18 protein-coding genes, 1 pseudogene and 1 riboswitch are annotated in these 22922 nt (G+C 72.6%); of the genes and pseudogenes, 8 read left to right on the top strand and 11 right to left on the bottom strand.

Features of this window, described 5'->3' with window-relative positions:
* Nucleotides 1-356 precede the first annotated feature (356 nt).
* Both ACQEWB_RS05140 and ACQEWB_RS05135 read right to left on the bottom strand, forming a co-directional pair.
* Nucleotides 357-2291, bottom strand: a complete 1935-nt coding sequence (locus ACQEWB_RS05140) for an NlpC/P60 family protein (protein WP_432827491.1) — start codon at nucleotides 2289-2291, stop codon at nucleotides 357-359.
* 8 nt (nucleotides 2292-2299) lie between these two features.
* Nucleotides 2300-2472: riboswitch (cyclic di-AMP (ydaO/yuaA leader) on the bottom strand.
* A gap of 257 nt (nucleotides 2473-2729) precedes the next feature.
* Nucleotides 2730-3128: a DUF5997 family protein gene (locus ACQEWB_RS05135; protein WP_432827489.1), complete on the bottom strand. Its 399-nt coding sequence runs from the start codon at nucleotides 3126-3128 to the stop codon at nucleotides 2730-2732.
* Between the two features lie 58 nt (nucleotides 3129-3186).
* Between ACQEWB_RS05135 and ACQEWB_RS05130 the strand changes: the two genes are divergently transcribed.
* Complete coding sequence (locus ACQEWB_RS05130) at nucleotides 3187-3951, top strand: LysR substrate-binding domain-containing protein (protein WP_432827487.1); 765 nt, start codon at nucleotides 3187-3189, stop codon at nucleotides 3949-3951.
* 15 nt (nucleotides 3952-3966) lie between these two features.
* Here the strand turns inward: ACQEWB_RS05130 and ACQEWB_RS05125 are convergent, their stop codons facing one another.
* Both ACQEWB_RS05125 and ACQEWB_RS05120 read right to left on the bottom strand, forming a co-directional pair.
* Nucleotides 3967-4296 (bottom strand): TfoX/Sxy family protein, encoded by a 330-nt coding sequence (locus ACQEWB_RS05125; protein ID WP_432827485.1) that lies wholly within the window; start codon nucleotides 4294-4296, stop codon nucleotides 3967-3969.
* Nucleotides 4297-4302: 6 nt separating this feature from the next.
* Nucleotides 4303-4521, bottom strand: a complete 219-nt coding sequence (locus ACQEWB_RS05120) for a hypothetical protein (protein ID WP_432827483.1) — start codon at nucleotides 4519-4521, stop codon at nucleotides 4303-4305.
* Between the two features lie 203 nt (nucleotides 4522-4724).
* Between ACQEWB_RS05120 and ACQEWB_RS05115 the strand changes: the two genes are divergently transcribed.
* Entirely contained in the window at nucleotides 4725-5456 is a 732-nt protein-coding gene (locus ACQEWB_RS05115; RefSeq protein ID WP_432827481.1) for a flavodoxin family protein, read from the top strand.
* An 8-nt stretch (nucleotides 5457-5464) separates the two neighbouring features.
* Here ACQEWB_RS05115 and ACQEWB_RS05110 read toward each other — a convergent pair whose 3' ends face one another.
* Nucleotides 5465-8272: a beta-L-arabinofuranosidase domain-containing protein gene (locus ACQEWB_RS05110; RefSeq protein WP_432827479.1), complete on the bottom strand. Its 2808-nt coding sequence runs from the start codon at nucleotides 8270-8272 to the stop codon at nucleotides 5465-5467.
* 185 nt (nucleotides 8273-8457) lie between these two features.
* Here ACQEWB_RS05110 and ACQEWB_RS05105 point away from each other — a divergent pair, with 185 nt between their 5' ends.
* The 3 genes from ACQEWB_RS05105 to ACQEWB_RS05095 all read left to right on the top strand — a co-directional run bounded on the left by ACQEWB_RS05105 (nucleotide 8458) and on the right by ACQEWB_RS05095 (nucleotide 13983).
* Entirely contained in the window at nucleotides 8458-11058 is a 2601-nt protein-coding gene (locus ACQEWB_RS05105) for an ATP-binding protein (protein ID WP_432827477.1), read from the top strand.
* A gap of 105 nt (nucleotides 11059-11163) precedes the next feature.
* Nucleotides 11164-12552, top strand: coding sequence for an FAD-binding oxidoreductase (locus ACQEWB_RS05100; RefSeq protein WP_432827475.1), 1389 nt, complete (start codon nucleotides 11164-11166; stop codon nucleotides 12550-12552).
* Between the two features lie 150 nt (nucleotides 12553-12702).
* Nucleotides 12703-13983, top strand: coding sequence for an NADH:flavin oxidoreductase/NADH oxidase family protein (locus tag ACQEWB_RS05095; protein WP_432827473.1), 1281 nt, complete (start codon nucleotides 12703-12705; stop codon nucleotides 13981-13983).
* Here the strand turns inward: ACQEWB_RS05095 and ACQEWB_RS05090 are convergent.
* Both ACQEWB_RS05090 and ACQEWB_RS05085 read right to left on the bottom strand, forming a co-directional pair.
* The gene (locus ACQEWB_RS05090) at nucleotides 13947-14642 is read right to left on the bottom strand and encodes an HAD family hydrolase (RefSeq protein ID WP_432827471.1); all 696 of its coding nucleotides are present in this window, start codon (nucleotides 14640-14642) and stop codon (nucleotides 13947-13949) included. The two genes, ACQEWB_RS05095 and ACQEWB_RS05090, sit on opposite strands and share 37 nt — an antisense overlap.
* A 19-nt stretch (nucleotides 14643-14661) precedes the next feature.
* On the bottom strand, nucleotides 14662-15138 hold the full coding sequence (locus tag ACQEWB_RS05085; RefSeq protein WP_432827469.1) for an Lrp/AsnC family transcriptional regulator: 477 nt from the start codon (nucleotides 15136-15138) through the stop codon (nucleotides 14662-14664).
* A gap of 217 nt (nucleotides 15139-15355) precedes the next feature.
* Between ACQEWB_RS05085 and ACQEWB_RS05080 the strand changes: the two genes are divergently transcribed.
* Together ACQEWB_RS05080 and ACQEWB_RS05075 are read left to right on the top strand one after the other, a co-directional pair.
* Nucleotides 15356-16852, top strand: coding sequence for an FUSC family protein (locus ACQEWB_RS05080; RefSeq protein ID WP_432827467.1), 1497 nt, complete (start codon nucleotides 15356-15358; stop codon nucleotides 16850-16852).
* Nucleotides 16853-16970: 118 nt separating this feature from the next.
* Nucleotides 16971-18002: a lactonase family protein gene (locus ACQEWB_RS05075; RefSeq protein WP_432827465.1), complete on the top strand. Its 1032-nt coding sequence runs from the start codon at nucleotides 16971-16973 to the stop codon at nucleotides 18000-18002.
* An 85-nt stretch (nucleotides 18003-18087) separates the two neighbouring features.
* Here ACQEWB_RS05075 and ACQEWB_RS05070 read toward each other — a convergent pair whose 3' ends face one another.
* The 4 genes and pseudogenes from ACQEWB_RS05070 to ACQEWB_RS05055 all read right to left on the bottom strand — a co-directional run bounded on the left by ACQEWB_RS05070 (nucleotide 18088) and on the right by ACQEWB_RS05055 (nucleotide 21966).
* Nucleotides 18088-19011 (bottom strand): sirohydrochlorin chelatase, encoded by a 924-nt coding sequence (locus ACQEWB_RS05070; protein WP_432827463.1) that lies wholly within the window; start codon nucleotides 19009-19011, stop codon nucleotides 18088-18090.
* 119 nt (nucleotides 19012-19130) lie between these two features.
* Nucleotides 19131-20135 carry an N-acetylglucosamine kinase gene (locus ACQEWB_RS05065; protein WP_432827461.1) on the bottom strand — a complete coding sequence of 335 codons (1005 nt, stop codon included), beginning with the start codon at nucleotides 20133-20135 and terminating at the stop codon, nucleotides 19131-19133.
* A pseudogene (locus ACQEWB_RS05060) lies at nucleotides 20132-20808 on the bottom strand (uracil-DNA glycosylase). Before ACQEWB_RS05060 ends, ACQEWB_RS05065 begins: the two are co-directional and overlap by 4 nt.
* A 72-nt stretch (nucleotides 20809-20880) precedes the next feature.
* Nucleotides 20881-21966: a WD40/YVTN/BNR-like repeat-containing protein gene (locus ACQEWB_RS05055; protein ID WP_432827459.1), complete on the bottom strand. Its 1086-nt coding sequence runs from the start codon at nucleotides 21964-21966 to the stop codon at nucleotides 20881-20883.
* Between the two features lie 279 nt (nucleotides 21967-22245).
* Between ACQEWB_RS05055 and ACQEWB_RS05050 the strand changes: the two genes are divergently transcribed.
* On the top strand, nucleotides 22246-22830 hold the full coding sequence (locus tag ACQEWB_RS05050; RefSeq protein WP_432827457.1) for an Rv1733c family protein: 585 nt from the start codon (nucleotides 22246-22248) through the stop codon (nucleotides 22828-22830).
* Nucleotides 22831-22922 lie beyond the last annotated feature (92 nt).

Below are 22922 nucleotides of genomic sequence, written 5' to 3'. Positions count from 1 at the left end.
CGCTGTGGCGTAGTAGGGCGACAGATGCCATTTGTCGTGCCACCAGGCCTGGTCCTGGCGGTTGTCGAGGAGAAAGGCGGTGATCTTGTCGATCTGGCTGTGCGGGCCTTCGAAACGGGCCGGACCTTCCGTGCCTGGCGTTCACGCCCCGGAAAGGGTCCTGCACGGCGCAGGCGGTGTCTCCCGTGCCCACCGCACGGGGCGCGCAGCGGCCGCTTCCGTACCGACTGGGGGAAATGAGAGACCGGCGTGGCTGGGGCTCACGCCGGTCGGGTTGTGGAGCCGAGGCTCACATGAACTCGAAGCTCACGTGAAGTCGAGGCTCAGCGGAAAACGATGCTCAGCGGAAACGATGCTCACACGGGGCGGACGCTGATGCGGATGGCTGCCTCTCCGGCGTTGTGGATCGACTCCTCGCGGATGACCGAGCCCGGGCCCGGTGCGTGGATCATCAGGCCGTTGCCGGTGTAGAGGCCGACGTGGCTGAAGTTGTCGTGGAAGAAGATCAGGTCCCCGGGGCGGCTCTCCGCAAGGGGGATCACCGTGCCGGTGCTCGCCTGCTCGGCCGTGGAGCGCGGCAGGCTGACCCCGGCGGCCTTCCAGGCGGCCTGGGTGAGTCCGGCGTTGTCGTACGACTCGGGCCCGACCGCACCCCACAGACACGGCCGCCCGATCTGCGCCCGCGCGAACGCGATGGCCCGGTCGGCCTTGGTGCCGACGGGCGTCTCGACCACGGGAACCCCCGTGTCGAGCACGCTCGGCTCCCGCATCCGCCAGTCCTCGACCACCGGTATGGGTACGCCGGTGTCGAGCACGCTGGGCTGCTGCATCCGCCAGGCCTCTTCCGCGGCCCGGCGGGCTTCCTCGGCAGAGCCCTGCCAACCGAGCTGGACCGGTTGGGCTTGGAGGGCGGAGGCCGGCCAGCCGGTCTGGGACGACTGGGCCTCGGCAGCGGGCTGCCAACGGCTCTGTGCCGACTGGGCTTCCGCGGCGGCGGTCTGCCAACCGGCCTGCGCCGACTGCGCCTGCGTCGGCTGGGGCTGCGCGCCCGTGGTCTGCCAGCCGGTCTGCGCCTGCCGAGTCCCCGCGGCCGGAGTCTCCCAAGGGGCCTGGGCGGGCTGAGCCTCGAGGGCGGCGGCGGGCTGCCAGCCGGTCTGGGCCGGCATGGCCTCCGCGGCCGGGTTCTGCCAGGAAGCCTGCCCCGACTGGGCCTCCAGAGCGGCGGCAGACTGCCAGCCGATCTGTGCGGGCTGGGCTTCGGCGGCCGACGTCTGCCAGGAGGCCTGCGCGGACTGAGCTCCGCCGGCCGGGTTCTGCCAGCCGGTCTGCGCCGACTGAGCGCCGGCGGCCGACGTCTGCCACGCCGCCTGCGCAGGCTGGGCCTCGGCGACGGCGGGCATCCAGTCGACCTGGGTCGGCTGGGCCTCCAGGGCCGCCGGCTGTCGGCCGGTCTGGGTCGGCTGGGGGGCGATGGCTGCCATCGGGGCCGCGGTCTGACGCGCCGTGAAGCGGTACAGCAGGTCGCTGGCCGCCGCCACCTTGCGCTGGCTGCGCTGCTTGGACTGCCGTAGCGACGACTGCCTCGGCTCTGCGGCCGGCGCGGACAGGGACGGGGAAGCCGCACGGCGCTGCTGCGGTACGGCGGGGAGCGCGGCGGTGGGGCTCGCGGTTGCCCCAGGCATGGGACCCGCGGTCAACTCGGCCACCGGACCTGCGGTTACCGCAGGCGTGGGACCTGCCGTCAGCTCGGCCACCGGACCTGCGGTCAGTTCGGCCACGGGGCGTCGCGTACCCCCGGCAGGCAGCTCCAGCGCGGACGCACGCCCCGCCGCCTCCAGTTCACGGCCGGGCCGCTCCGCCGGCCGCTGGGCCGGGCGCGCGGGCCGGGGACCCGCGTCCGGCCTGCGGTCGGCCGGCAGCACCGCAGGAATCGTCGGCCCCAGCGAGGCACGCGCCGCGCCGAACCACTGCCGGGTGATGTTGTCCAGGTCGGGATCCGAGGACCGTCCCCCGGTCCCGCCTCCGCCCGCCGGGGCGCCACGCCCCCGCGATCCGGACTGCGTGCGCGTGAGGTTGAACTGCCCGGTGTCGCTCTCGGCCCGGTCGTAGAGGCTGCTCACCCGCTGGCTGACGTCCTCGCGGCTCGGCCGCTCGTCGTCGGCCGTCACCGGTGCGGCGTCGGCGGTCTGCGAGAGCACGGCCACTGAGGTGAGTGCCGCGGTCGCGAGGGCGGAATTGCGCATGCCGGGCAGGCCGAAGCCTCCCGCGCGCGGACTTCGATCCGGCGCCATGGGAGCCGTACTCCTTCCGTACTCCGCCTACCGAGTTAGCTGTCGGGTTCGGGCGGTCGATCCGGAAGGCATGCCCTACGGCCCTTGCCCCGAAGGGCAGTTGGGCCGATTCACCCCATCGTTCGGTTGGGTCCCCGGCTCCGGCTGCCACGAGGCGCACCGGACTCGGCGGAGGCCGCGCGCCCCGACGGGGTTCGTCGGAGGAAGTCGAACGGCCTGGGCGTCAACTTAGCCAACTTGTGCGCCCCGTGTGAAGGTTGAGGTGTGAAATGTCCGATACGCTTTTGTGACATTCGTCGTGACGTGGTGTCAGAACCGTGTGCCGTGCACACAACGGGGCCATACGGCGACCGACGGTGGTCACGAACGACGATCGGCCGCGTCACGTAAAGCCAAGAGAAGCCAAGAGAAGCCAAGAGAAGCACAAGAGAGGACGCCTCAGGAACCGTCGCCCTTGGCCGCGCGCTCGGCGTTGCGCTTCTTGATCCGCGCGCCCTCCTTGCGGACCTCGGCCTGGGTGGCGCGCTCCTTCTGCAGCCACTCGGGCTGCTCCTGCTTCAGGGCCTCGATCTGCTCGGTGCTGAGCGGCTCGGTGACGCCGCCACGTGCGAGACCGGCGATGGAGACGCCCAGCTTCGCCGCGACGACCGGACGCGGGTGCGGACCCTTGGCCCGCAGCTCGCGCAGCCACTCGGGCGGGTTCGCCTGCAGCTCGTCGAGACGGGCGCGCGAGACGGCACCCTCACGGAACTCGGCGGGGGTGGCCTCGAGGTACACACCCAGCTTCTTGGCCGCGGTCGCGGGCTTCATCGTCTGGGCGGTCTGGTGCGACTTCATGGGGTCCAGGATATCGAGCGCGTGGGGGGCCGCCGACCACGGACGGTAACCTGGCGGGATGACAGGCTCGGAAGCATCCCCGACGTTCCGGCTTGCGTACGTTCCGGGGACGACTCCCGCCAAGTGGGTGCGGATCTGGAACGAGCGCCTGCCGGACATCCCGCTGACCCTCCTCGCCGTGGCGGCGGCGGAGGCGGCCGATGTGCTGCGCGGCGGTGACGCCGACGCGGGTCTGGTGCGGCTCCCCGTCGACCGCACGTTCTTCAGCGCGATCCCCCTCTACACCGAGACTTCGGTGGTCGTGGTCCCCAAGGACCATGTGATCACCGCGGCGGCGGAGGTGACCGTCGCCGACCTGGCCGACGAGGTGCTCTTCCACCCCCTCGACGACGTCTTCGACTGGGACGCCCCGCCCGGCGAGCCGGCCTTCGAGCGGCCGGCGACCACGGAGGACGCGATCGAGCTCGTGGCGGCCGGCGTGGGCCTCGTCGTCGTCCCCCAGTCCCTGGCCCGCCTCCACCACCGTAGGGACCTCACCTACCGCCCGGTCGTGGACGCCCCCCAGTCCGGCGTCGCCCTGTCCTGGCCCGAAGAGGCGACCACGGACATGGTCGAGGACTTCATCGGCATCGTCCGCGGCCGCTCGGTCAACAGCTCCCGGGGCCGTAAGCCGCAGCAGGCCGAGCCGAAGGAGAAGGGCACGGACAAGGGCGCGGCCCGGCGCAGGCAGCCCCCGGCGAAGGCGACGGGGCGCGGCGGTGCCAGGGGCGGCGCGAACGCACCCAAGGGCGCCAAGCGAGGGAAGCCGCGCCGCCGCTCCTGACCGGATGCGGCCACGTCACTTGGGCGGCAGCCCGGCCGCGAAGGCGTACCCCTCGTCGATCCACCCACCGAGCGCCTCGTCCTCCGCCACGGCGGAGCCGTCGACGACGACCCAGCCCCGCATCGGCCGCCCCGTCATGTCGAACAACCGCGCCCCGGGCCGGGCGAGCGCCGCGTCCGTCGCATCCGGACCGACCCGCACCATCAGATCGTCACCGGTCACGCCCACGGCCATGTTGCCGTGCAGCAGAAAGGCGATCCCACCGAACATCCGCTTCTCGGCAACGCCCGGATCAGCACCCAGCCGCTCCCGGATCCGCTCCGCGAGCCCTTCGTCGTATGCCATGGGATCTCAATCCGTACGTTCCGTGAGCCTGCGTTCCAGATCGCGCAGATCCTTGCGGACGGAGGAGCCGCCCTCGACCCGGATGCGGGCGAGCGTGCCTTCCGGGTGCGGGAGGTCGTACGCGTCCACCCGCGGCACGTAGTCGATGCGCCGGCCCATCGCGTACGCCGCCACTCGCTCGGGCGGCAGCGGGAGCACACGCTCCGCGGTCACGTCGATCGTCATCGTGAGGCCGCCTTGTCCGAGCCGATACCGCCTCCAGGATCCCGCGATCCACCCGCAGGCGCGCGGCCGGACCGGTGACGGCTTCCTTACGTCGGTGGGTCGAGGCGGGACAAAACGCCGCCCGGGAGAGACGCTGCTGGCGAGCCTCGGCTCGGACCGGGCCGGGGAGCCGCCCGGCGGTCCCGCACGGAGGAGTGCCGCTCATGACCACGACGCCCACCACCGACGACGCCTACCGCTTCGACGACCTCACCGCCCTGTTCATCAACTGCACGCTCAAGCCGTCGCCCCAGGTCAGCCACACCCAGGGTCTGATCGACAAGAGCGCGGAGATCATGATGTCCCGCGGGGTCACCACGTCCGAGGTCCGGGCCGTCGACCACGACATCGCCCCCGGCGTCTACCCGGACATGACCGAGCACGGCTTCGCGACGGACGAGTGGCCCGCGCTGTACGAGCAGGTGATGGCCGCGGACATCCTGGTGCTGGCCGGGCCGATCTGGCTGGGCGACAACAGCTCGGTCACCAAGAAGGTCGTCGAGCGGCTCTACAGCGGCTCCGGTCTGCTCAACTCCCAGGGCCAGTACGCCTATTACGGGCGGGTCGGCGGCTGTCTGATCACCGGCAACGAGGACGGCGTGAAGCACTGCGCCATGAACCTCCTCTACAGCCTCCAGCACCTCGGCTACACCATCCCGCCGCAGGCAGACGCCGGCTGGATCGGCCCGGCCGGCCCTGGCCCCTCCTACCTCGACCCCGGTTCGGGCGGCCCGGAGAACGACTTCACCAACCGCAACACCACCTTCATGACCTGGAACCTGATGCACCTGGCGGCCATGCTCAAGCGCGCCAAGGGCATCCCCGCCCACGGCAACCAGCGCTCGGAGTGGGACGCCGGCTGCCGCTCCGACGCCCCCAACCCCGACTACCGGTGAGGGTCCCCTCAGGACACGTAGGTCGCCTGCCGGGCCGTGGCCACCACCGTCTCTCCGTCGGCCGCGCCGAGCAGCCCCGCCGTCACCCATGACCCGACAGTCGACCGAACCCGCTCGACGAGCGCGCCCTTCGTGCGGAAGGGCGCCGCCGCCCACACCTCGTCCAGCAGCGTCGTCCCGTCGGCCTTCGCCGGGTTGGCCACGCCCGAATCGGTGTTGCCGAAGACGATCCGGGGCTCCGAGCGCCGGAAGTACGCGTGGGTCGGGTCCTCCGTACCCTCTGAGAAGGGGGCCAACTCGGTGCCGTTGAGCGTGTAGTGGAGGGGTTTGCCGGGGACCGCGGTGAGGGACGGCAGCAGGTCGCCGGACAGGGCTGCGTTGCCGTAGAGACCGAACGTCAGGTACTCCGTGGACGCGTTACGGGCGACCAGGTTGACCGGGCCGTGGAAGAGGGTCTGGAGGGACGGGTCGTCCAGGGCCTTCTCGACCCACAGTAGGAAGGGCATGGTGATCCGCACGGTGTCGCCGGCCCGCCACTTCCGGGAGACGGAGAAGTAGCCGCCGCCCGTCGAACCACCCTTCACCGCCCGCCCGTTGACCGTCACCCGGAAGCCCGCGGTCGCCCACGCCGGCACCCGTAGCCGTAGCTCGAAGGTCGCGCTGCCGCCACCGATCGTCAGCGTGCTGCGCTGCTCCCGCGGATACTCGGTGGTCTGCGTGACCGTGACGCCCTTCTCGGCCCAGGCCAGCCGGGACGGGCTGTAGAGGTTGACGTACAGCGCGCCGCCGTCGGCCGCCCTGAAGTACACCGAGTCCTGGTACTTCGTGGCGCTCTCCATCCCCGTGCCCTCGCAGCAGGTGGTGCCCTGCTTGGGCGTGTAGTCGCGCACATGCCCCGGCGTCAGTCCGATGAAGTAGGTGACGAGCGGCTTCTCCGCGTCCGCCTTGTCCTGCTTGGAGCCCAACACCTGGTTGTAGAGGGCCCGTTCGTAGTAGTCGGCGTACTTCGGATCCTGCTCGTGCAGGAACAGCGTCCGGCTCAGCTTCAGCATGTTGTACGCGCAGCAGGTCTCCGCGGTCGTCGAACCGATCGTCCCCGCGATCACGTCCCGCGCCTTCCAGAACTCGCTCGTACTGGTCCCGCCGATGCCGTACATGCGATGCGGTACGACCATGCCCCAGAAGTTCCTCGCGGCGGTCAGGTAACGCTCCTCGCCCGTCGCGTCGTACAGCCGCACGAGCCCGGTGAAGATCGGGATGTGCTGGTTGGCGTGGATCCCGTCGAGTGTGTCGGTGCCCGCCGCGCAGGCGTCGATCAGCTTGTCGAGGTCGAACAGCCGGGCCAGCGCCAGGTGTTCGGCCTTTCCGGTGAGCGCGTGCAGATCGCAGATCGCCTCGACGATGCCGCCGAACTCGCCGCTGGAGAAGATCCCCCACATGCGCTGGAGGGTGGCGGCGGGGAGCACGGACAGCCGCGCGTACATCCAGTCGCCCATGCCCGACGCGAGGTCGAGCGCCCGGTCGTCATCGGTGGCGGAGTACGCGTCCAGCAGCCCCCGGAGGATCTTGTGCGCGGTGTAGTACGGCGCCCACACCTTCGTGTAGTCGCTCCCGGTCATCGACTCCAACAGGATGAACTGGGTCTCCGGATACGCCGCCAGGAACCCGGGGTGACCGGGCCCGCCCCAGGTCCGGCGCAGGACGGCGTCCAGCCCACGGCCGGAGGCGTCCGCGAGGGCCGATCCCGAGGTCTCGTCGAAGGCGTACGACGCCAGGTCGCCCCGCCCGGCGGAGGTGTCGGCGGCACGGCCACTCTGCAACTCCGTGATCTCGGCGGCGGAGAGCGCGCGGGAGTAGACGTCGAACCCGTCGTAGGCACCGGCGAAGACGGGATCGCCGGCGTAGTTGGAGCGGCCGAGCCAGTTGTTCGCGGGGGTGCCGAGCGCGGCCGGGGTGAGGGTCATCGCCGTATTGCGTGCCACGGCCGTGCCGTTGACGTACAGCGTCCCCGTGCCGTCCGCGATCGTCACCGCGAGGTGGCTCCACCGGCCGGTCGGCAGCGCGGCGGTGCCGTTGATCCCCTGCTCCCCGCCGGCACCGCTCGTCGTGATCGCGAAGCGCGGTACCCCGCTGCCGTTGCGGGCGGCCAGATACATGTAGCGCGTGGTGTTGTCGCCGAAGTCGAAGACGCGCGCCCAGGTGTCCTCGTGGGTGGGTCTGACCCAGGCGGAGAGGGTGATCGTGGGGCTGCCACCAAGAACACCGGCGGGCAGGTCGACGTACTGGTAGGACCCGCGCTCGTTGAGGACGGCGGTCCCGAACCGCCCTTCCACGGCGAGGACTTCGGGATCCTTGCGCAGCGCCGCACGCACCTCGCTCAGCGCCCCGACCATGGTGTCGATCTTCTCGGCGAAGACCTGCTCCCCGGTGCCGGCGTACGCCTGCGACAGCATGGTCAGGAAGTGCCCGGTGTAGTGCCCGCGCAGATTGCCGTTGGCCTCGCCGTCCAGCCCCTCCCAGCCGCCGGGCGCGACCGCGTCACCGGTCGGGAGCCCGGCGTTGGCGCGGAAGACCTGGAGCAGCCGGTTGACGTCGTAGCCGCGGGCGTGGTCGAGCATGAGCTGCCGCTTGTCGGCGAAGACGCCCGGTCCGAGCGCCACTTGGTCGAGCGCGAACGGGAGCACGCTCCAGGCGGCCGGTGCCGCGGCTGCCGCTGCCGAGGCCGACCTGCCGGTCGCCGCGTACGAGACCGCGGGTACGGCGGCGGCAACGGCCGCGGCGCGCAGGAGGGTTCGCCTGGAGAGGGGCGGTGCCATGTGTGCTCCTCTGTCGCTGGTCGATGTTCGGTATTGCGAACGTCATTCGAATGGTCGACCAGACGATAAAGAGGAGGCGGGAGAGCGTCAACGGGTCCGGAGTGCCCAGTTCCGGCCGTTCGTCGCCGGAAGGCCGTTGGCCCGCGTCAGCCATCCGCGCCGCTCCCGGTGGCAGAATCGGCCGCGTGGACCGGGGGATCCTCGAACGTGAGCGCGAACTGGCGCGACTGGCCACGGCCGCACGCGAGGCGGCGGCCGGTGCCGGTTCGGTGGTGCTCGTCTTCGGTGAGGCGGGAATCGGCAAGTCGAGCCTGGTGAGAGCCATGCCGGACCGGCTGCCCGAGCAGGCCCGGGTGCTGGTCGGCCAGTGCGACGACCTCGCCACCCGGCGGCCTCTGGGCCCGTTCCGCGACCTGGTCGGCAGCGTCGGCGCCGAGCTGGCCCGCGCGGTGACCGAGGGCGGTGACCGCCACCGCGTCTACGAGGCACTGCACGGCGAGCTGGCCGTGACTCCGCATCCCGCGGTACTCGTCGTCGAGGACGTCCACTGGGCCGACGAGGCCTCCCTGGACGCCCTGCGCTTCCTCGTGCGCCGGATGGAGCGGCTGCCCGCGCTCCTCGTCCTCACCTACCGCGACGACGAGTTGAGCAGCGGTCACCCCCTGCGCCACCTCCTCGGACAGGTGTCCCGCGCGCCCCGTGTGCACCGGCTGCCCCTGGCCCGGCTGTCCCTGGACGCCGTACGGACCCTGAGCTCGACCGGCCGGCTCGACCCGGCCCAGGTGTACGAGGTGACGTCCGGCAACCCCTTCTTCGTCGCCGAGGTGCTGGCCGCGGGCGGCACCGGGGGAGTGCCCCCGACGGTCGTGGACGCCGTACTCGCGCGGCTGCGCGGGCTCGAACCCGTCACCGTGGACGCGCTGGAACAGCTCGCCGTCGTCCCCTCGGCCGTCGAGCGCCCGCTGGTCGACGTCCTGCTCAACGGCTGTGTGGCCCCGCTAGTCGAGGCCGAGCAGCGGGGGCTGCTGGCGGTGACGCCGGAGCGGGTGGCGTTCCGGCACGAGCTGATCCGGCGGGCCGTCGCCGACTCGGTGCCCGCCGCCCGGCGCATCGACCTCGACCGCAACGTCCTGGCGGCGCTGGTGGCCCGCCCCGGCTCCGACGCCGCCCGCATCGTCCACCACGCCGCTCAGGCCGGCGACCAGGACGCCATCGCCCGTTACGGCCCCGACGCCGCCCGGGACGCCGCCTCCGCCGGCGCCCACCGCGAGGCTGCCGCCCAACTCCGGCTCGTGCTGCGGCAACGCGGCCGCTACGGTCCGTCCGACCTCGCCGACCTGCTCGAACGCTACGCCGTGGAGAGCTACACGATCGCCGACTCGGCCGCCGCCGTCGCCGCCCAGCGGGAGGCGGTCGCGCTGCGCCGGTCACTCGGCGACATCCGCGCGCTCGGCGCCGACCTCCGCTGGCTGTCCCGCATCCACTGGTGGGCCGGCGACGCCGACGAGGCCCAGGACGCCGCCCGCGAGGCCGTCGCCGTCTTGGAACACGCGGGCGACGACCGGCTGTTGGCCCTCGCCGTCAGCAACATCGCCCAGCTGCGCATGCTGTCCGACCGCTACCCCGAGGCCGTCGAAGCCGCCGAACGCGCCATCGCCCTGGCCCGCAGGACCGAGGACGCGGCGATCCTCTCGCACGCCCTCAACAACCAGGGCAACGCCCGCTGGCGGGGCGGCGACCCCGGCGGCCGCAAGCAGCTGGAGGAGAGCCTCGACGTGGCCCTCGCCGCCGGCGAGGTCGAACACGCCTGCCGTGCCTACGCCAACCTCATCTGGACCCTGCTCGACAACCTCCAGTACGCCGAGGCCGACCGCTATCTGCCCCCGGCGATGGACCTCGCCGACCGCGCCGAACACCTCGGCTTCCTCACCTACCTCCACGTCGAACTGGCGATACGCCGGCTCGCCGCCGCCGACTGGGAGGACGCCGAGCGGCACGCCGAGTTCGGCATCCACGACTTCCTGCCCGCCCGCTGCCCCGCCCTGACCGTCCTCGCCCGTGTCCGCACCCGCTGCGGCCGCCCCGGCGCCGGCGAACTCCTCGCCGAGGCCCAGGAGATCGCCGTACGCACCAGGGAACTCCAGCGCACCGGCCCGGTCGCCGCCGCGCTCGCGGAGGCGGCCTGGCTGCGCGGCGACCGCGCGGCCGTCATAGAAGCCGTCACCCCCGTCCATGCCGAGGCCCGCCACCTCGCCGGCATCCCCTACCGCGCAGAACTCGGCTACTGGCTCGCCAAGGCCGGACAGCCCGTCCCCATCGAGGACTCCGGCCATCCGTACGCCCTCCAGGCCCGCGGACGCTGGCGGGAGGCCGCCGCGATCTGGCAGGACGCCGGCTGTCCTTACGAGCACGCCGCCGCCGTCGCCGAGAGCCCGCACCCCGCCGACAAGCTCACCGCCCTGGCCGAACTCGACGCCCTCGGCGCCGAACCCCTCGCCCGTCTCGTCCGCACCGAACTGCGCAGGCTCGGCGTGCGGCGCATCCCGCGCGGCCCGCTCGCCGCGACCCGCGGCAACCCGGCCGGGCTGACCGAACGCCAGCTCCAGGTCATGCGGCTGCTCGCCGAGGGGCTGACCAACGCCGAGATCGCCGCCCGGCTCGTGGTGTCCGTGCGTACCGTCGACAACCACGTCCGCGCCGTCCTCGACAAACTCGACGCCCCAACCCGGCGGCACGCCGCCGTACGCGCCGCGGAGCTCGGGCTCCTGCCCGGCCGTGAAACGTAGGTACCCGACGCCCCGAGCTAGGTGACGGCCACGGATGCCCGCACTCGCGCAACACGAGTAGAACGTGCGGATCGGCTCGAACTCCGAACAAACGGGGGATACCGCATGTCCAGCACTATCGCCCAGGCGGCACGACGGGAACTGACCGACTTCAACGGGGAGTTGATCTCTCCGGAGGACTCGGGGTACGAGCAGGCCCGTGCCGTCTACAACGCGATGATCGACCGCCGCCCCGCCCTCGTCGCGCGCTGCGCCGACGCGGACGCCGTCGCCCGCGTGATCGGCTTCGCGCGCGCCCACGACCTGCCCCTCGCGGTCCGCGGAGGCGGCCACCACGGGGCCGGCATGGGCACCGTCGACGGGGGAGTCGTCGCCGACCTCTGGCCCCTCAAGGCAATCCGCGTCGACCCCGAGGCCCGCACGGTCCGGGTCGGCGGCGGCTGCGTCTGGGGCGAGGTGGACCGCGCCACCAACACCTACGGCCTGGCCACGCCCAGCGGCATCGTCTCCACCACCGGCGTCGGCGGCATCGCCACCGGCGGCGGGCTCGGCCACCTCACCCGCAAGTGCGGGCTGACCATCGACAACACCCTGGAAGCCGACGTGGTCCTCGCCGACGGACGGCAGGTGCGCGCCGCCGCCGACGAGAACACCGACCTGTTCTGGGCGATCCGCGGAGGCGGCGGCAACTTCGGCGTCGTCACGTCGTTCCTGTTCCGGCTGCACCAGATCGACACGGTGGTCGCCGGGCCGACCTTCTGGCCCGTCGAGGTCAGCGCCGACGTCCTCACCGCCTACCGGGACTTCCTCCCGAACGCACCCCGCGAACTCAACGCCTTCTTCCTGTACGGCACCGTCCCGCCGGCCCCGCCGTTCCCCGAGGAGATCCAACTGCGCAAGACGGCCGGCGTGGTGTGGTGCTACACCGGCGACGACAGCGCGGCCGCCGCCCGCGAGATGGCTCCGCTGCTCGACGTACTGCCGGAGCCGATGCTGCACGCCGCCGGGCCGATGCCGCACCCGGACCTCCAGGCCATGTTCGACGGGCTCTACCCGCCCGGCCACCAGTGGTACTGGCGCGCCGACTTCGTCGACGAGATCTCCGACGAGGCCGTCCAGCTGCACGCCAAGTTCGGCGCGGAGGTGCCCACCGTCCAGTCGACGATGCACCTCTACCCGATCGACGGCGCCGCCCACGACGTCGGCCCCGACGACACCCCCTGGGGCTACCGGGGTGCCACCTGGTCGACGGTCTACGCCGGCGTCGACCCCGACCCCGCCAACGCCGAGCTGATCAAGCGCTGGGCGGTCGACTACTCCGAGGCCCTGCACCCGTACTCGGCGGGCGGTGCCTACGTGAACATGATGATGGACGAGGGCCAGGAGCGCGTCCGGGCCAGCTACAGCCGCAACTACGACCGGCTGGCCCGTATCAAGGCGGACCTCGACCCGGAGAACGTGTTCCGCCTCAACCAGAACATCCGGCCGAGCTGACGGAAGGGCGTCCATCGACCGGCGGTGCCCCGGGCGGGGGACGGGGCACCGCCAACCTCCTGCCCGCACAAGGATGTTGAGGCCGCTCGCATCACCTGCCTAATGTGAGCGGCGCTCACATTCGACTGCTCGGCAGGAGGGCGCCCAGTCATGCCCAACGACCTGTTCTCGCCACTGGAGTTGCGCTCCGGACTGGTCCTGGACAACCGGATCGCCAAGGCGGCCATGGAGGAGGGCATGGCCGGACACGGCCAACTGCCCGACGAACGGCTGCCGTTGCTGTACCGGCGCTGGGGCGGCGGGGGCGCCGGTCTGCTGATCACCGGCAACGTGATGGTGCACGCCGAGGCGCTGACCGGTCCGGGCGGCGTCGTCCTCGACGAGACGTCACCGCTGGAGCCGTTCACGCGGTGGGCCGAGGCGGGCAAGGCCGGGGGAGCGGCGCTGTGGATGCAGCTCAATCACCCCGGCCGCCAGATGCAGGCCGAGATGCCCGGCGTCGTATGGGGACCCTCGGCGGTGGGCGTCGACGCGGGCAGGCACAGCAAGCGGTTCGGGCAGCCGGTCGCGATGACTGCGGAGCAGATCGGCGTGACGGTGGAACGATTCGCCGTGACGGCGGCGCGGGCGGAGGAGGCCGGGTTCGACGGCGTGGAGGTGCACGCGGCCCACGGATATCTGCTCTCCCAGTTCCTCTCACCGCTGGCCAACCGGCGTACGGACCAGTGGGGCGGGCCACTGGAGAACCGGGCCCGGCTGCTGCTGGACGTCGTCCGGGCGGTACGTGCCGTGGTGTCGCCGTCGTTCGCCGTGGCCGTGAAGCTGAACTCCGCCGACTTCCAGCGCGGCGGCTTCGACGCCGACGAGGCACGCCGGGTGATCGCCATGCTCGAACCGCTCGGCGTCGACCTGGTGGAGCTGTCGGGCGGCAGCTTCGAGAGCCCGGTGATGGCCGAGCGCTGGGCCGACGAGCGCACCGAGGCGCGCGAGGCGTACTTCCTGGACCTGGCCACGGAACTCGTGGCGACCAGCGCGGTCCCGCTGATGCTGACCGGAGGCATCACCCGCCGGGAGACGGCCGAACAGGTCCTCGCCGACGGCGTCGCCCTGGTCGGCCTCGGCACCGCGCTCGCCGCCACGCCCGACCTCCCCGACCGCTGGCGCCAAGGCCGGGAGGCGGACGGCCAGTTGAAGATGGTGACCTGGTCCGACAAACTCCTCGCCTCGGCGGCGGGCCTGGCCGTGGTCCGCCGCCAACTGCGCCGCCTGGCACGCGGAGACGAACCGGCCCTGGGCACCCACCCCGCGTACGCGCTCCTCTCCGACCAGCTGGCCAACGTCCGCGCCCTGCGCCGCTACCGGACGTGGTTGAACCGGCCGCTCCCGCGGCAGGCTCAGGAACCCGCCGCCGACCGCACCAGCCACTCGTAGGCGCCCCGCGCCGTGAACTCCGCCTGCCCGCCCCGCAGTAGCAGATCCGCCGTCGCGAACTCTTCGGCGTCGGCCTGGGCGGCGACGTACGGGATCGCGATGCAGCGCATCCCGGCGGCGTGCGCGGCGGCGGCGCCGGGCGCCGCGTCCTCCAGGACCACGCAGTCGGCGGGGGTGGAACCCAGTCGGCGGGCCGCCTCCAGGAAGACGTCCGGGGCGGGCTTGCCGCGGGGGACCTCGTCGGCGGAGACGACCGTGCGCAGATACGCGTCCAGGCCGGTGCCCGCCAGGATCGCCTCGATGGCCTCCGGCGACGAACCCGAGGCCACGGCCAGCGGCACGCCCTCCGTCGCGAGCAGCTCCACGAACTTCCGCATCTCCGGGTACGCGCGCGTGGCCGCGCGGGCCAGTGCCAGGTACCGGCGGTTGGTGTCGGCGAGGAGCTCGTCGACGGACGCGGCAAGGCCGTACTCCCGCTTCCACAGGGCCGCCGTCTCCTGCGTGCTCACGCCCACGTACCGCTCGTGCTGCGCCCAGGTGAAGCCGGGGACGCCGTGCTCGGCGAGGGTCTGCCGGCCCGCTTCGTAGTAGTTCGGCTCGCTGTCCACGAGTGTTCCGTCGAGATCGAAGACGACCGAGATGCCGCCGAGCCTGTTCATGTCCCCAGCATGGCAAAGGTCATTTCCGGGCCGCGCGGCCGATCGACTCGACGAGCGGCAGCAGCCGCTGCGGCACCCGCTCGCGCAGGGCCACCTCGGTGCGGGTGCGGACGACTCCGGGGAGGCTGATCAGCTTCTGGATCACGTCCTCCAGGTGAGCGTTGTCCCGCGCCACCACCCGGGTCAGCAGATCCCCGCCGCCCGTGATCGAGAACGCTTCGACGATCTCCGGTACGGCGGCCAGCGCGTCCCCCACGTCGTCCAGATGGCCCTGGGTGACCTCGATGTGCACGAAGGCGAGCACCGGGTGGCCGAGCGCGGCGGGGGAGAGCGTCGGAGCCGTGCCGGTGATCACGCCGTCCCGCTCCAGGCGGTCCAGTCGGGCCTGAAGGGTGCCGCGGGCGACGCCGAGGACGCGGGCGTACTCACGAACGCTGGTGCGGGGCTGCTCGAGGAGCAGTCGCAGGATCCGGGTGTCGAGCTCGTCGACGGCCATGGTGCGCGGCCTCCTCGTACAGGGTCGTGCTTGGTCCGTTGGCCCGCTCATGGACGACAGGGGACCGAAATGTCTGTGCCAATGGTCCAGCGTATCGGGTGCCACTTGAGCCAGGTTCTCACCTGATGCTGCAATGTGCGGGTCGATGGCGCTGCGGACCCCGCGGCGCCTTTTTCGTGCCGGTGTCCAGATGTCGTTGTCAGAGGGGCGGGTAGCAGTGCTGAAGAGGGTGTTCGTGGCTCCGGACCCGGGGCGGACACGGCTGCGCTTCGCCGCGCGGGCCGTCCTGGGCATCGGGCTCGCGGTAGCCGTCTGCGGCCTCGCCGGGCTGTCCCTGGTCGGCGCCGTCACCGGCGGGCTGGCCGCGCTGCTCGCCCTGTTCACCGTCACGGACGCCACGGTCCGCGGACAGGCCGTCACCACCGCCCTGCTGCCCGCCGTCGGCCTCCCCGTGCTGGCCGCCGCGGCCGCGCTGCACGACCACCCGGTCGCCCGTGACCTGACCTTCCTCGCGATCATCGGCGTGGGCGTGTACGCCCGCCGCTGGGGGCCGCGCGGGCACAGCCTCGGCGTGTTCGCGTTCATGACCTTCTTCGTCGCCCAGTTCCTGCACGCCACGGCCGGACAGCTGCCCGAGCTGTACGCCGCCGTGGTCCTGTCCCTGCTCACCGCGGCGGCCGTCCGCTTCGGAGCGTGGTGCTACGAGGCCCACCTCCCGCCGGCTCCGGTGCCCGCCCCGCCCGTCGGCAGCGGTCTGGCCCGGGTGACCACACGCCAGGCCGTCCAGGCGACCGCCGGCGCGGGATTCGCCCTGGTCGTCGGCCAGTTGGTCTCGGGCCACCGCTGGTACTGGGCCGTCGGCGCCACCTGGTGGATCTTCGTCAACACGGCCTCGCGCGGCGAGACCCTGGTCCGCGGCTTCCGCCGGGTCCTCGGCACCGTGATCGGCATCGGCCTCGGCCTGCTCGTCGCCGTCCCGGTACACGGGGCGGGCCTCCCCACGGCCGTACTGCTCGCCGCGTGCGTCTTCGGGATCTTCTACACGGCGGCCGTCTCGTACACCTGGATGATGCTGTGCGTGACCCTGCTCGCCGAGCTCCTCTACGGGCTGCTGGGCGTGCTCACCCCCGGCCTGCTCGCCCTGCGCCTCGCCGAGACCGGCGTCGGCGCGGTGGGCGCGGCCCTCGCCGTGCTCTTCGTCCTGCCGGTCACCACGCACACCACCACCGACGCCTGGATCCAACGAGCCCTGCGCTGTGTGCACGCGTGCACCGCGGAGGCGGCGGCCCGTCTGGCCGGTTCCACGGACGCCGACCCGGCGGCGAGGGTGGCCGACCTGGAGCAGCTACTGGGCCGCGTACGCCTCTCCGTCGCACCCCTCGTCCACCCGCTCAACCCCATGCTCGGCCGCAAGCGGCGCGCCCGCCGGGTGCTGGCCCTGCTCGACGACTGCGCCCGCGAGATCCGCGGCCTGGTCGCCGTCGCCGCCGACCCGGAGGCCTCCCACGACGCCCGCCTCGCCGCCGCGTGCTGGCGGGTGGAGGCCGCGGTCGAGGCCCTGACCGGCGACGGACGCGACCAGCTCACCGCCGTGGCACCCGAGCCGCTCACGACGGCACCGGCACTGGCCCATCTGCACGGCCTCGAACGGGCCCTCGCGGAACTGGCGACACCCCTGCGGACGCCGTCGGGCTCGCCGCTGGTGGGGGCCTGAAGCCGCCTGGCCGTTTCGGCGCGGTCCGTCCGATGAATTCCTCTCTCCTGGTCTAGACCTCGCTTGATCGACTGCTACCGTCACCCCCGACGGCACAGATCGAGAGGGGACAGCGGTGATGGACGGCGACGGGCGGCGACGGCGGGCCTTCATCGGGTCGTTCACGGCGGCCGGGGGACCCGGCATCGTGACGGCGGCGGTGGCCGGGGGCAGTGGTGCGCTGACCGCCCTGACCAGCGTGGACGGCGTACCCGACCCGTCGTATCTGGCGCTCGCGCCCGGCGGCGGCACCCTCTACGCGGTGAGCGAGACCGCCGACGGCGCGGTGGCCGCGTACCGCACGAAGGGGGACCGGCTGGAGCGGGCCGGCGCGCCGGTGCCGGTCGGCGGGCAGGAGCCGACCCACCTCAGCCTCTTCGCCGGTCACGTCCTGACCGCCAACTACGGCTCCGGCAGCGTCAGCGCGATCCCCGTCCGCCCCGACGGCGGCCTCGCCGACGCCGCCTCCACCGTGCTCCGGCACACCGGCTCGGGACCGCACACGCGCCGCCAGCAGGGGCCGCACGCCCACCAGGTGCAGTCGGATCCGAGCGGGCGGTGGGCCGTCAGCGTCGACCTCGGCACGGACTCGGTCCGCGTCTGCACCCTGACCGACGGCGGCCTCGCGCTGCACCGGGAGACCGCCCTGCGCCCCGGCTCCGGACCCCGCCACCTGGCCTTCCACCCGGACGGCACGCGCGCGTACGTCGTCAACGAACTCACCCCGACCGTCACCGTCTGCCGCTGGGACGCCGACAGCGGCACCCTGAAGCCGCTGACCGAGACCCAGGTGCTGCCCGGCGCCCCGGCGGGCGACGCCTACCCGTCGGGCATCGTCGCCTCGCCCGACGGCCGCTTCGTGTGGACCGCCACCCGCGGCGAGGACGTGCTGTCCACCTTCGCCGTCGAGGGCGAGGAGCTCCGGCTGGTCGGCACGGCCCCCTGCGGCGGCCACTGGCCCCGGGCGATCGCCGAGTCGGCGGGCTTCCTGTACGTCGCCAACGAGCGCTCCGGCGAGGTCACCTGGTTCGCCGTCGACCCCGACACGGGTCTGCCGCGCTACGAGGGCGTGATCGAGGTACCGGCCGCGTCCTGCATCGTCTTCGACTGATCTGCCGTACACACGCCGAAGGGCCCGGCTCCGGACTTCGGAGCGGGCCCTTCGGCATGGTTCGTCCACAGCTGTGCCGTGCGCGTCAGCGGACCGGCGCGCCCTGCGCCTGCTGCGGGGCGATGCCCAGCGCCGTCGTGTACTTGGCAAGCGCGAGCTTGCCGATCGCCGGGTACGGACCGAGCGCCTCGGCGGCGGAACAGCCCGCCTCCTTGGCCGCCTCCTCGATCAGGCCCGGGTCGATCTCCGGCCCTATCAGGTACGGCGCGAGCGCCAGCTGCTGCGAGCCCGAGGAACGCAGCTGCTCGGCGATGGCCGAGATCGAGCCGTCCTGGTCCAGGGCCGCGGCCATCACCGGCACGGCGAGGCGGGCGGCGAGCAGCATGCCGGTGATCCCGGCCGCCTGCACCGCCTCGTCACCGCCCACGGAGGCCAGGATGATGCCGTCCGCGGCGGTCGCCACGGTGAACAGGCGGGCGCGGTCGGCGCGGGCCAGACCGGCCTCCGACAGCCGCACGTGCAGCGCCTCCGCGAGCAGCGGGTGCGGACCCAGCACATCGGTCAGGTCGGCCGCGACCCGGCTCTCCATGACCGCCTGGCGGATCCGGCGCAGCAGCGCGCTGTCCGGACCGGCGAGCAGCGGCACCACGACCGCGACCGGGCCGTCCGGCTCCTTGACGTCGAGACCGGCGGCCTTGGCCTGCTCGAAGCGGGCCGCGCGCTCCTCGGCGCCGTGTGCGAGTACGGCCTGGAGCGTGGGGAACTCCGCGTCGTCCCCGTCCAGGTACCCGATGCGTGCGTCGAGGCCGGGGAGCTCGGAGCGGGCGATGCTCACGACCTCCTCGGCGAGGCTGCGCGTGGCGGCGCCGGGGGTGCCCGGCACCGCGAGAACGAGCGCGGGCGCGCCCTCGGGAGCCGCCAGGGGCTCGGGTCGGCGGTGCCGCCCGGGCTGGCGAGGTCGCGGCATTCGTACTGGCAGGCCGGACGCGGGCCCAGTGGGGGAGCTCATGGCGACGCATGTTACTGGCTTCCTGGGCTCCCCTGTTCGGGGAGGGTGCAGGTGAGCGGTATCCGTCCGCTTTTGTCTGATGAGTTACGTACAGATCGGAAGTGATCGCGGGGAAGGCATCAGTCCCCCTTTGGGGTCACCACGGACAGCATCGCCGCGTCACCCGGCAGGGTGAGCGTGCCCGCCGCGAGGTCGGCCGCGATGCGCAGGGCACCGGCGAGCGGATCGCCCGCGGCGGACACTCGCCGCGCATGTGGCAGAACTCTCTCCAACTCCGCCTTCAGCGGTACGAGGAGAGGCTCGCCCATCTTGAACAGGCCCCCGGTGACGGCGACTCGGGGCTCGCCCGTGGCCGGGCACACCGCGACGGCCGACTCGGCCATGTGCCGGGCGGCTTCCCGCAGGATGCCGGTGGCGACCGGATCGGCCTCGGCGCAGGCGGCGACCTCGGGCGCGAAGGAGGCGAGGACCGCGGGCCGGTCCGGGCGCGGGTACAGCAGCCCGGGCAGCCCCGGCATCGGGCCGAACTGCTCCGCTGCGCGGGCCAGCAGGGCCGCCGATCCGCCGGGCCGCCGGTCATAGGCCCGCAGGGCGGCCTCCAGCCCGGCCCGCCCGATCCAGGCGCCACTGCCGCAGTCGCCGAGCAGATGACCCCAACCGTCGGCGCGACGCCACCGGGTGAGATCGGTGCCGACGGCGATGAGACCGGTCCCACCGGCGACCACGGCACCCGGATGCGCTCCGACCGCTCCCACGTACGCGGTGACGGCATCGGCGGCCAGGGCGACCGCCCGGACCCCGAACTCCCGCCTCAGCGCGCCCGGAAGCTCCGCACGCAGAGCATCCCCCAGCGTGGCGAGCCCGGCGGCACCGACGGCGACCGCCCGCAGCTCGGTCACCCCGGTCTCGGCGAGCAATATCCGCACCATGGGCACCAGTTGCTCCATGAGATGCCCGGGGTCGATTCCCCGCGACCCGGTGCGCACCGGCTGGGAAGACTCCCGCTGGGCCACTGCGGCGTGGCGATCGGTGGCGATGACGACTCGCAGCCCGGAGCCTCCGGAGTCGACGGCGAGGACACCGGGAGTGCCGGAGCCCCGCCCGTCGGTGGCCGTGCCGGTCACGGCAGGCGCCAGTCCACCGGCTGTCCTCCCTGCCCGACCAACAAGTCGTTGGCGCGGCTGAAGGGGCGGGAGCCGAAGAAGCCGCGGTCGGCCGACATGGGGAGGGGTGGGCGGACTCCACGGACGGGAGGTTGCCGAGCAGCGGTCGTGCGTTGCGGGCGTCGCGGCCCCAGAGGATGGACACCAGGGGTGTGCCGCGTGCGGCCAGCGCGCGTATCGCCTGCTCGGTGACCGCCTCCCAGCCCTTGTCGCGGTGCGCGCCCGGCTTGCGCGGAGCCGTCGTGAGCGCCCTGTTGAGCAACAGCACGCCCTGCTGCGTCCACGGCGTCAGGTCGCCGTTGGACGGCTGGGGGAGGCCCAGGTCGGTGTTCAACTCCCGGTAGATGTTGATGAGACTGCCGGGCAGCGGCCGCACATCCGGCGCCACCGAGAACGACAGCCCCACCGCGTGCCCCGGTGTCGGATAAGGGTCCTGGCCGACGATCAGGACCCTTACGTCGTCGAAGGGCTGCTGGAAGGCCCTCAGGACGTTCGGTCCGGCCGGGAGGTAGGTGCGTCCCGCGGTGATCTCCGCGCGCAGGAAGTCGCCCATCTCGGCGATCCGTCCGGCGACCGGTTCCAGGGCCTTCGCCCAGCCCGCTTCGACGATTTCATGCAACGGTCGTGGTGCCACGGCGTCACCCTACTGCCGTACAGGCAGTGGAGATCAACCGGTGGCCAAGGCCGCCCGCTCCCCCCGCCGGGCTCATCCGACCACCGCGGCCCGCACACAGAGCACGTCCGGCAGGTGCGAGGCCAACTGCTGCCAGCTGTCGCCGTCGTCGGCCGACGCGAACACCTCGCCGTTGCGGTTGCCGAAGTACACGCCCGCCGGGTCGGCGTCGTCCGTGCACATCGCGTCCCGCAGGACCGTGCCGTAGTGGTCCTCGGAAGGCAGCCCCGCCGAAAGGGGCTCCCAGCTCTTGCCCGCGTCCGCCGTGCGGAAGACCCGGCAGCGGTGGCCGGCGGGCACCCGGTCGGCGTCGGCGTTGATCGGGAACACGTACGCCGTCTCGCCACGGTGTGGATGGGTGGCCGCCGCGAAGCCGAAGGTGGACGGCAGGCCCTCGCCGATGTCGGTCCAGTTGGCGCCCGCGTCGTCGCTTCTGTACACGCCCCAGTGGTTCTGCAGATACAGCCGGTCCGGGCTCGACCCGTCCTGGGCGATCTTGTGCACGCACTGCCCGAACTCCGGGTTCGGATCCGGCAGGAACACCGCGGAGACACCGGAGTTGGAGGGCGCCCAACTCGCGCCGCCGTCCGTGGTCTTGAAGACCCCGGCGGTCGAGACGGCGACCGTCACGGCCCGTGGGTCGCGCTTGTCGGTGACCACCGTGTGCAGCCCCTCACCGCCGCCGCCCGGCACCCACTTGGAGCGCGTGGGGTGCTCCCACAGCGGGCGGACCAGCTCGAAGGTCTCCCCGCGGTCCTCCGAGCGGTACAGCGCGGCCGGCTCCGTACCCGCGTACACCACCTCTTCCTCCGCGGCCGCCGGGTGCAGCTGCCACACCCGCTCCAGCGAAGCGCCCGTGTCCTTAGGGAACTTGACGGCCGGCCGGGACGGTTCGGTCCAGGTCCGGCCCAGGTCGTCGGAGTGGAACACGGACGGGCCCCAGTGGGCGCTGTCGCCCCCGGCCAGCAGCCGCGGGCGGTCACCCCGGGTGTCGATGGCCACCGAGTACATGGCCTGCGCGTTGAAGTAGGGACTCTCGTCGAACTCCCAGCTGCCCCCACGCCGACGCCCGATGAACAGGCCTTTGCGCGTGCCCACGGCGAGCAGTACCTCGGTCATGCCGATCACCTCCGCGGTGTTTTTACGGCTCTGTCCCAGCCACCGGCCAGTCTGCACCCCGCCACTGACAGTCACCTCCGGAGTCGGCGTCTTCGCAGGTCGGAGCCGGGGCGGCGGTTTGACGGGGCGGTTCGCCCGGCCGGTTTGCGCAGTCGCCTGCGCGGGCGGGGGTACTCGTGCGACCGTCGAGACCGGGGACTCGCCTGAGCATCCGGGGACCTTCGCCCGTATGGGATGGAGGTCGGGGATGGTCCTGTGCTCATGAGGAGGATGCCGTAGATGGCGTTCCGTGGTCCGAAGGTGTGGCTGTGGCGCTGGAGGCGCAACCCGCTCAAACGTCGCGCCGACGCGGTGGAGGCCTGGGTGGTGCTGGGTGCCTGGGCGGTCACTGTCCTCGCGGGTGTGCTGGCCGGGCTGGCCGCCACGCAGTCCGTCGAACACGGGCTGGCCCGCGAGCGCGTCGAGTGGCGCAAGGTGGAGGCACGGCTCACCGAGAAGGCCCCGGGAACGGCCTCCAAGCAGTCCGGCACGTCCAGTGGCGACCAGGTCTGGGGCAAGGTCCATTGGATGGCGCCGAACGGCTCCGGCCACACGGGCCAGGTCCGCGTCCGCCCGGGCAGTGCGGCCGGCACCCCGGTCGCCGTCTGGACGGACCCTGAAGGCCGCCTGGTGACCAGGCCGGCCACCGTCTCCCAGGCCCACCTGCGGGCCGCGCTGATCGGCTGCCTGGTCGGCGTGAGCGCCGCGGTCGTCCCGTTCGTCGGCGGCCGAGTGCTGCGCGGACGCATGGAGAGTCGCCGTATCGACCAGTGGGACACGGAATGGGCCCGCTTCGACCCACTGTGGGGCCGCAAGACGAGCTGACGGCGAGGAACGGCCTCGTGGACTTCCGGCGCTTTGAGAGCGCCTGAGAGTTCCTTGACGCCTGCGAGCGGCTGAGAGCTCCTTGATGCGCC

The sequence above is a fragment of the Streptomyces sp. CA-249302 genome, assembly GCF_050936785.1.
Taxonomy (GTDB): Bacteria; Actinomycetota; Actinomycetes; order Streptomycetales; family Streptomycetaceae; genus Streptomyces.
Note: the sequence above shows the minus strand (reverse complement) of the source record. Positions and strands in the feature narration are given on the sequence as shown.

Bases quoted from the DNA above. Each gene is read 5' to 3' on its own strand.
- ACQEWB_RS05085 (WP_432827469.1), bottom strand. From the start codon at position 15,138: ATGGCCGTCGACGAGCTCGACACCCGGATCCTGCGACTGCTCCTCGAG.
- ACQEWB_RS05120 (WP_432827483.1), bottom strand. From the start codon at position 4,521: ATGACGATCGACGTGACCGCGGAGCGTGTGCTCCCGCTGCCGCCCGAG.
- ACQEWB_RS05055 (WP_432827459.1), bottom strand. From the start codon at position 21,966: ATGACCGAGGTACTGCTCGCCGTGGGCACGCGCAAAGGCCTGTTCATC.
- ACQEWB_RS05075 (WP_432827465.1), top strand. From the start codon at position 16,971: ATGGACGGCGACGGGCGGCGACGGCGGGCCTTCATCGGGTCGTTCACG.
- ACQEWB_RS05130 (WP_432827487.1), top strand. From the start codon at position 3,187: ATGACAGGCTCGGAAGCATCCCCGACGTTCCGGCTTGCGTACGTTCCG.
- ACQEWB_RS05090 (WP_432827471.1), bottom strand. From the start codon at position 14,642: ATGAACAGGCTCGGCGGCATCTCGGTCGTCTTCGATCTCGACGGAACA.
- ACQEWB_RS05125 (WP_432827485.1), bottom strand. From the start codon at position 4,296: ATGGCATACGACGAAGGGCTCGCGGAGCGGATCCGGGAGCGGCTGGGT.
- ACQEWB_RS05095 (WP_432827473.1), top strand. From the start codon at position 12,703: ATGCCCAACGACCTGTTCTCGCCACTGGAGTTGCGCTCCGGACTGGTC.
- ACQEWB_RS05050 (WP_432827457.1), top strand. From the start codon at position 22,246: ATGGCGTTCCGTGGTCCGAAGGTGTGGCTGTGGCGCTGGAGGCGCAAC.
- ACQEWB_RS05135 (WP_432827489.1), bottom strand. From the start codon at position 3,128: ATGAAGTCGCACCAGACCGCCCAGACGATGAAGCCCGCGACCGCGGCC.
- ACQEWB_RS05110 (WP_432827479.1), bottom strand. From the start codon at position 8,272: ATGGCACCGCCCCTCTCCAGGCGAACCCTCCTGCGCGCCGCGGCCGTT.
- ACQEWB_RS05140 (WP_432827491.1), bottom strand. From the start codon at position 2,291: ATGGCGCCGGATCGAAGTCCGCGCGCGGGAGGCTTCGGCCTGCCCGGC.
- ACQEWB_RS05115 (WP_432827481.1), top strand. From the start codon at position 4,725: ATGACCACGACGCCCACCACCGACGACGCCTACCGCTTCGACGACCTC.
- ACQEWB_RS05100 (WP_432827475.1), top strand. From the start codon at position 11,164: ATGTCCAGCACTATCGCCCAGGCGGCACGACGGGAACTGACCGACTTC.
- ACQEWB_RS05070 (WP_432827463.1), bottom strand. From the start codon at position 19,011: ATGAGCTCCCCCACTGGGCCCGCGTCCGGCCTGCCAGTACGAATGCCG.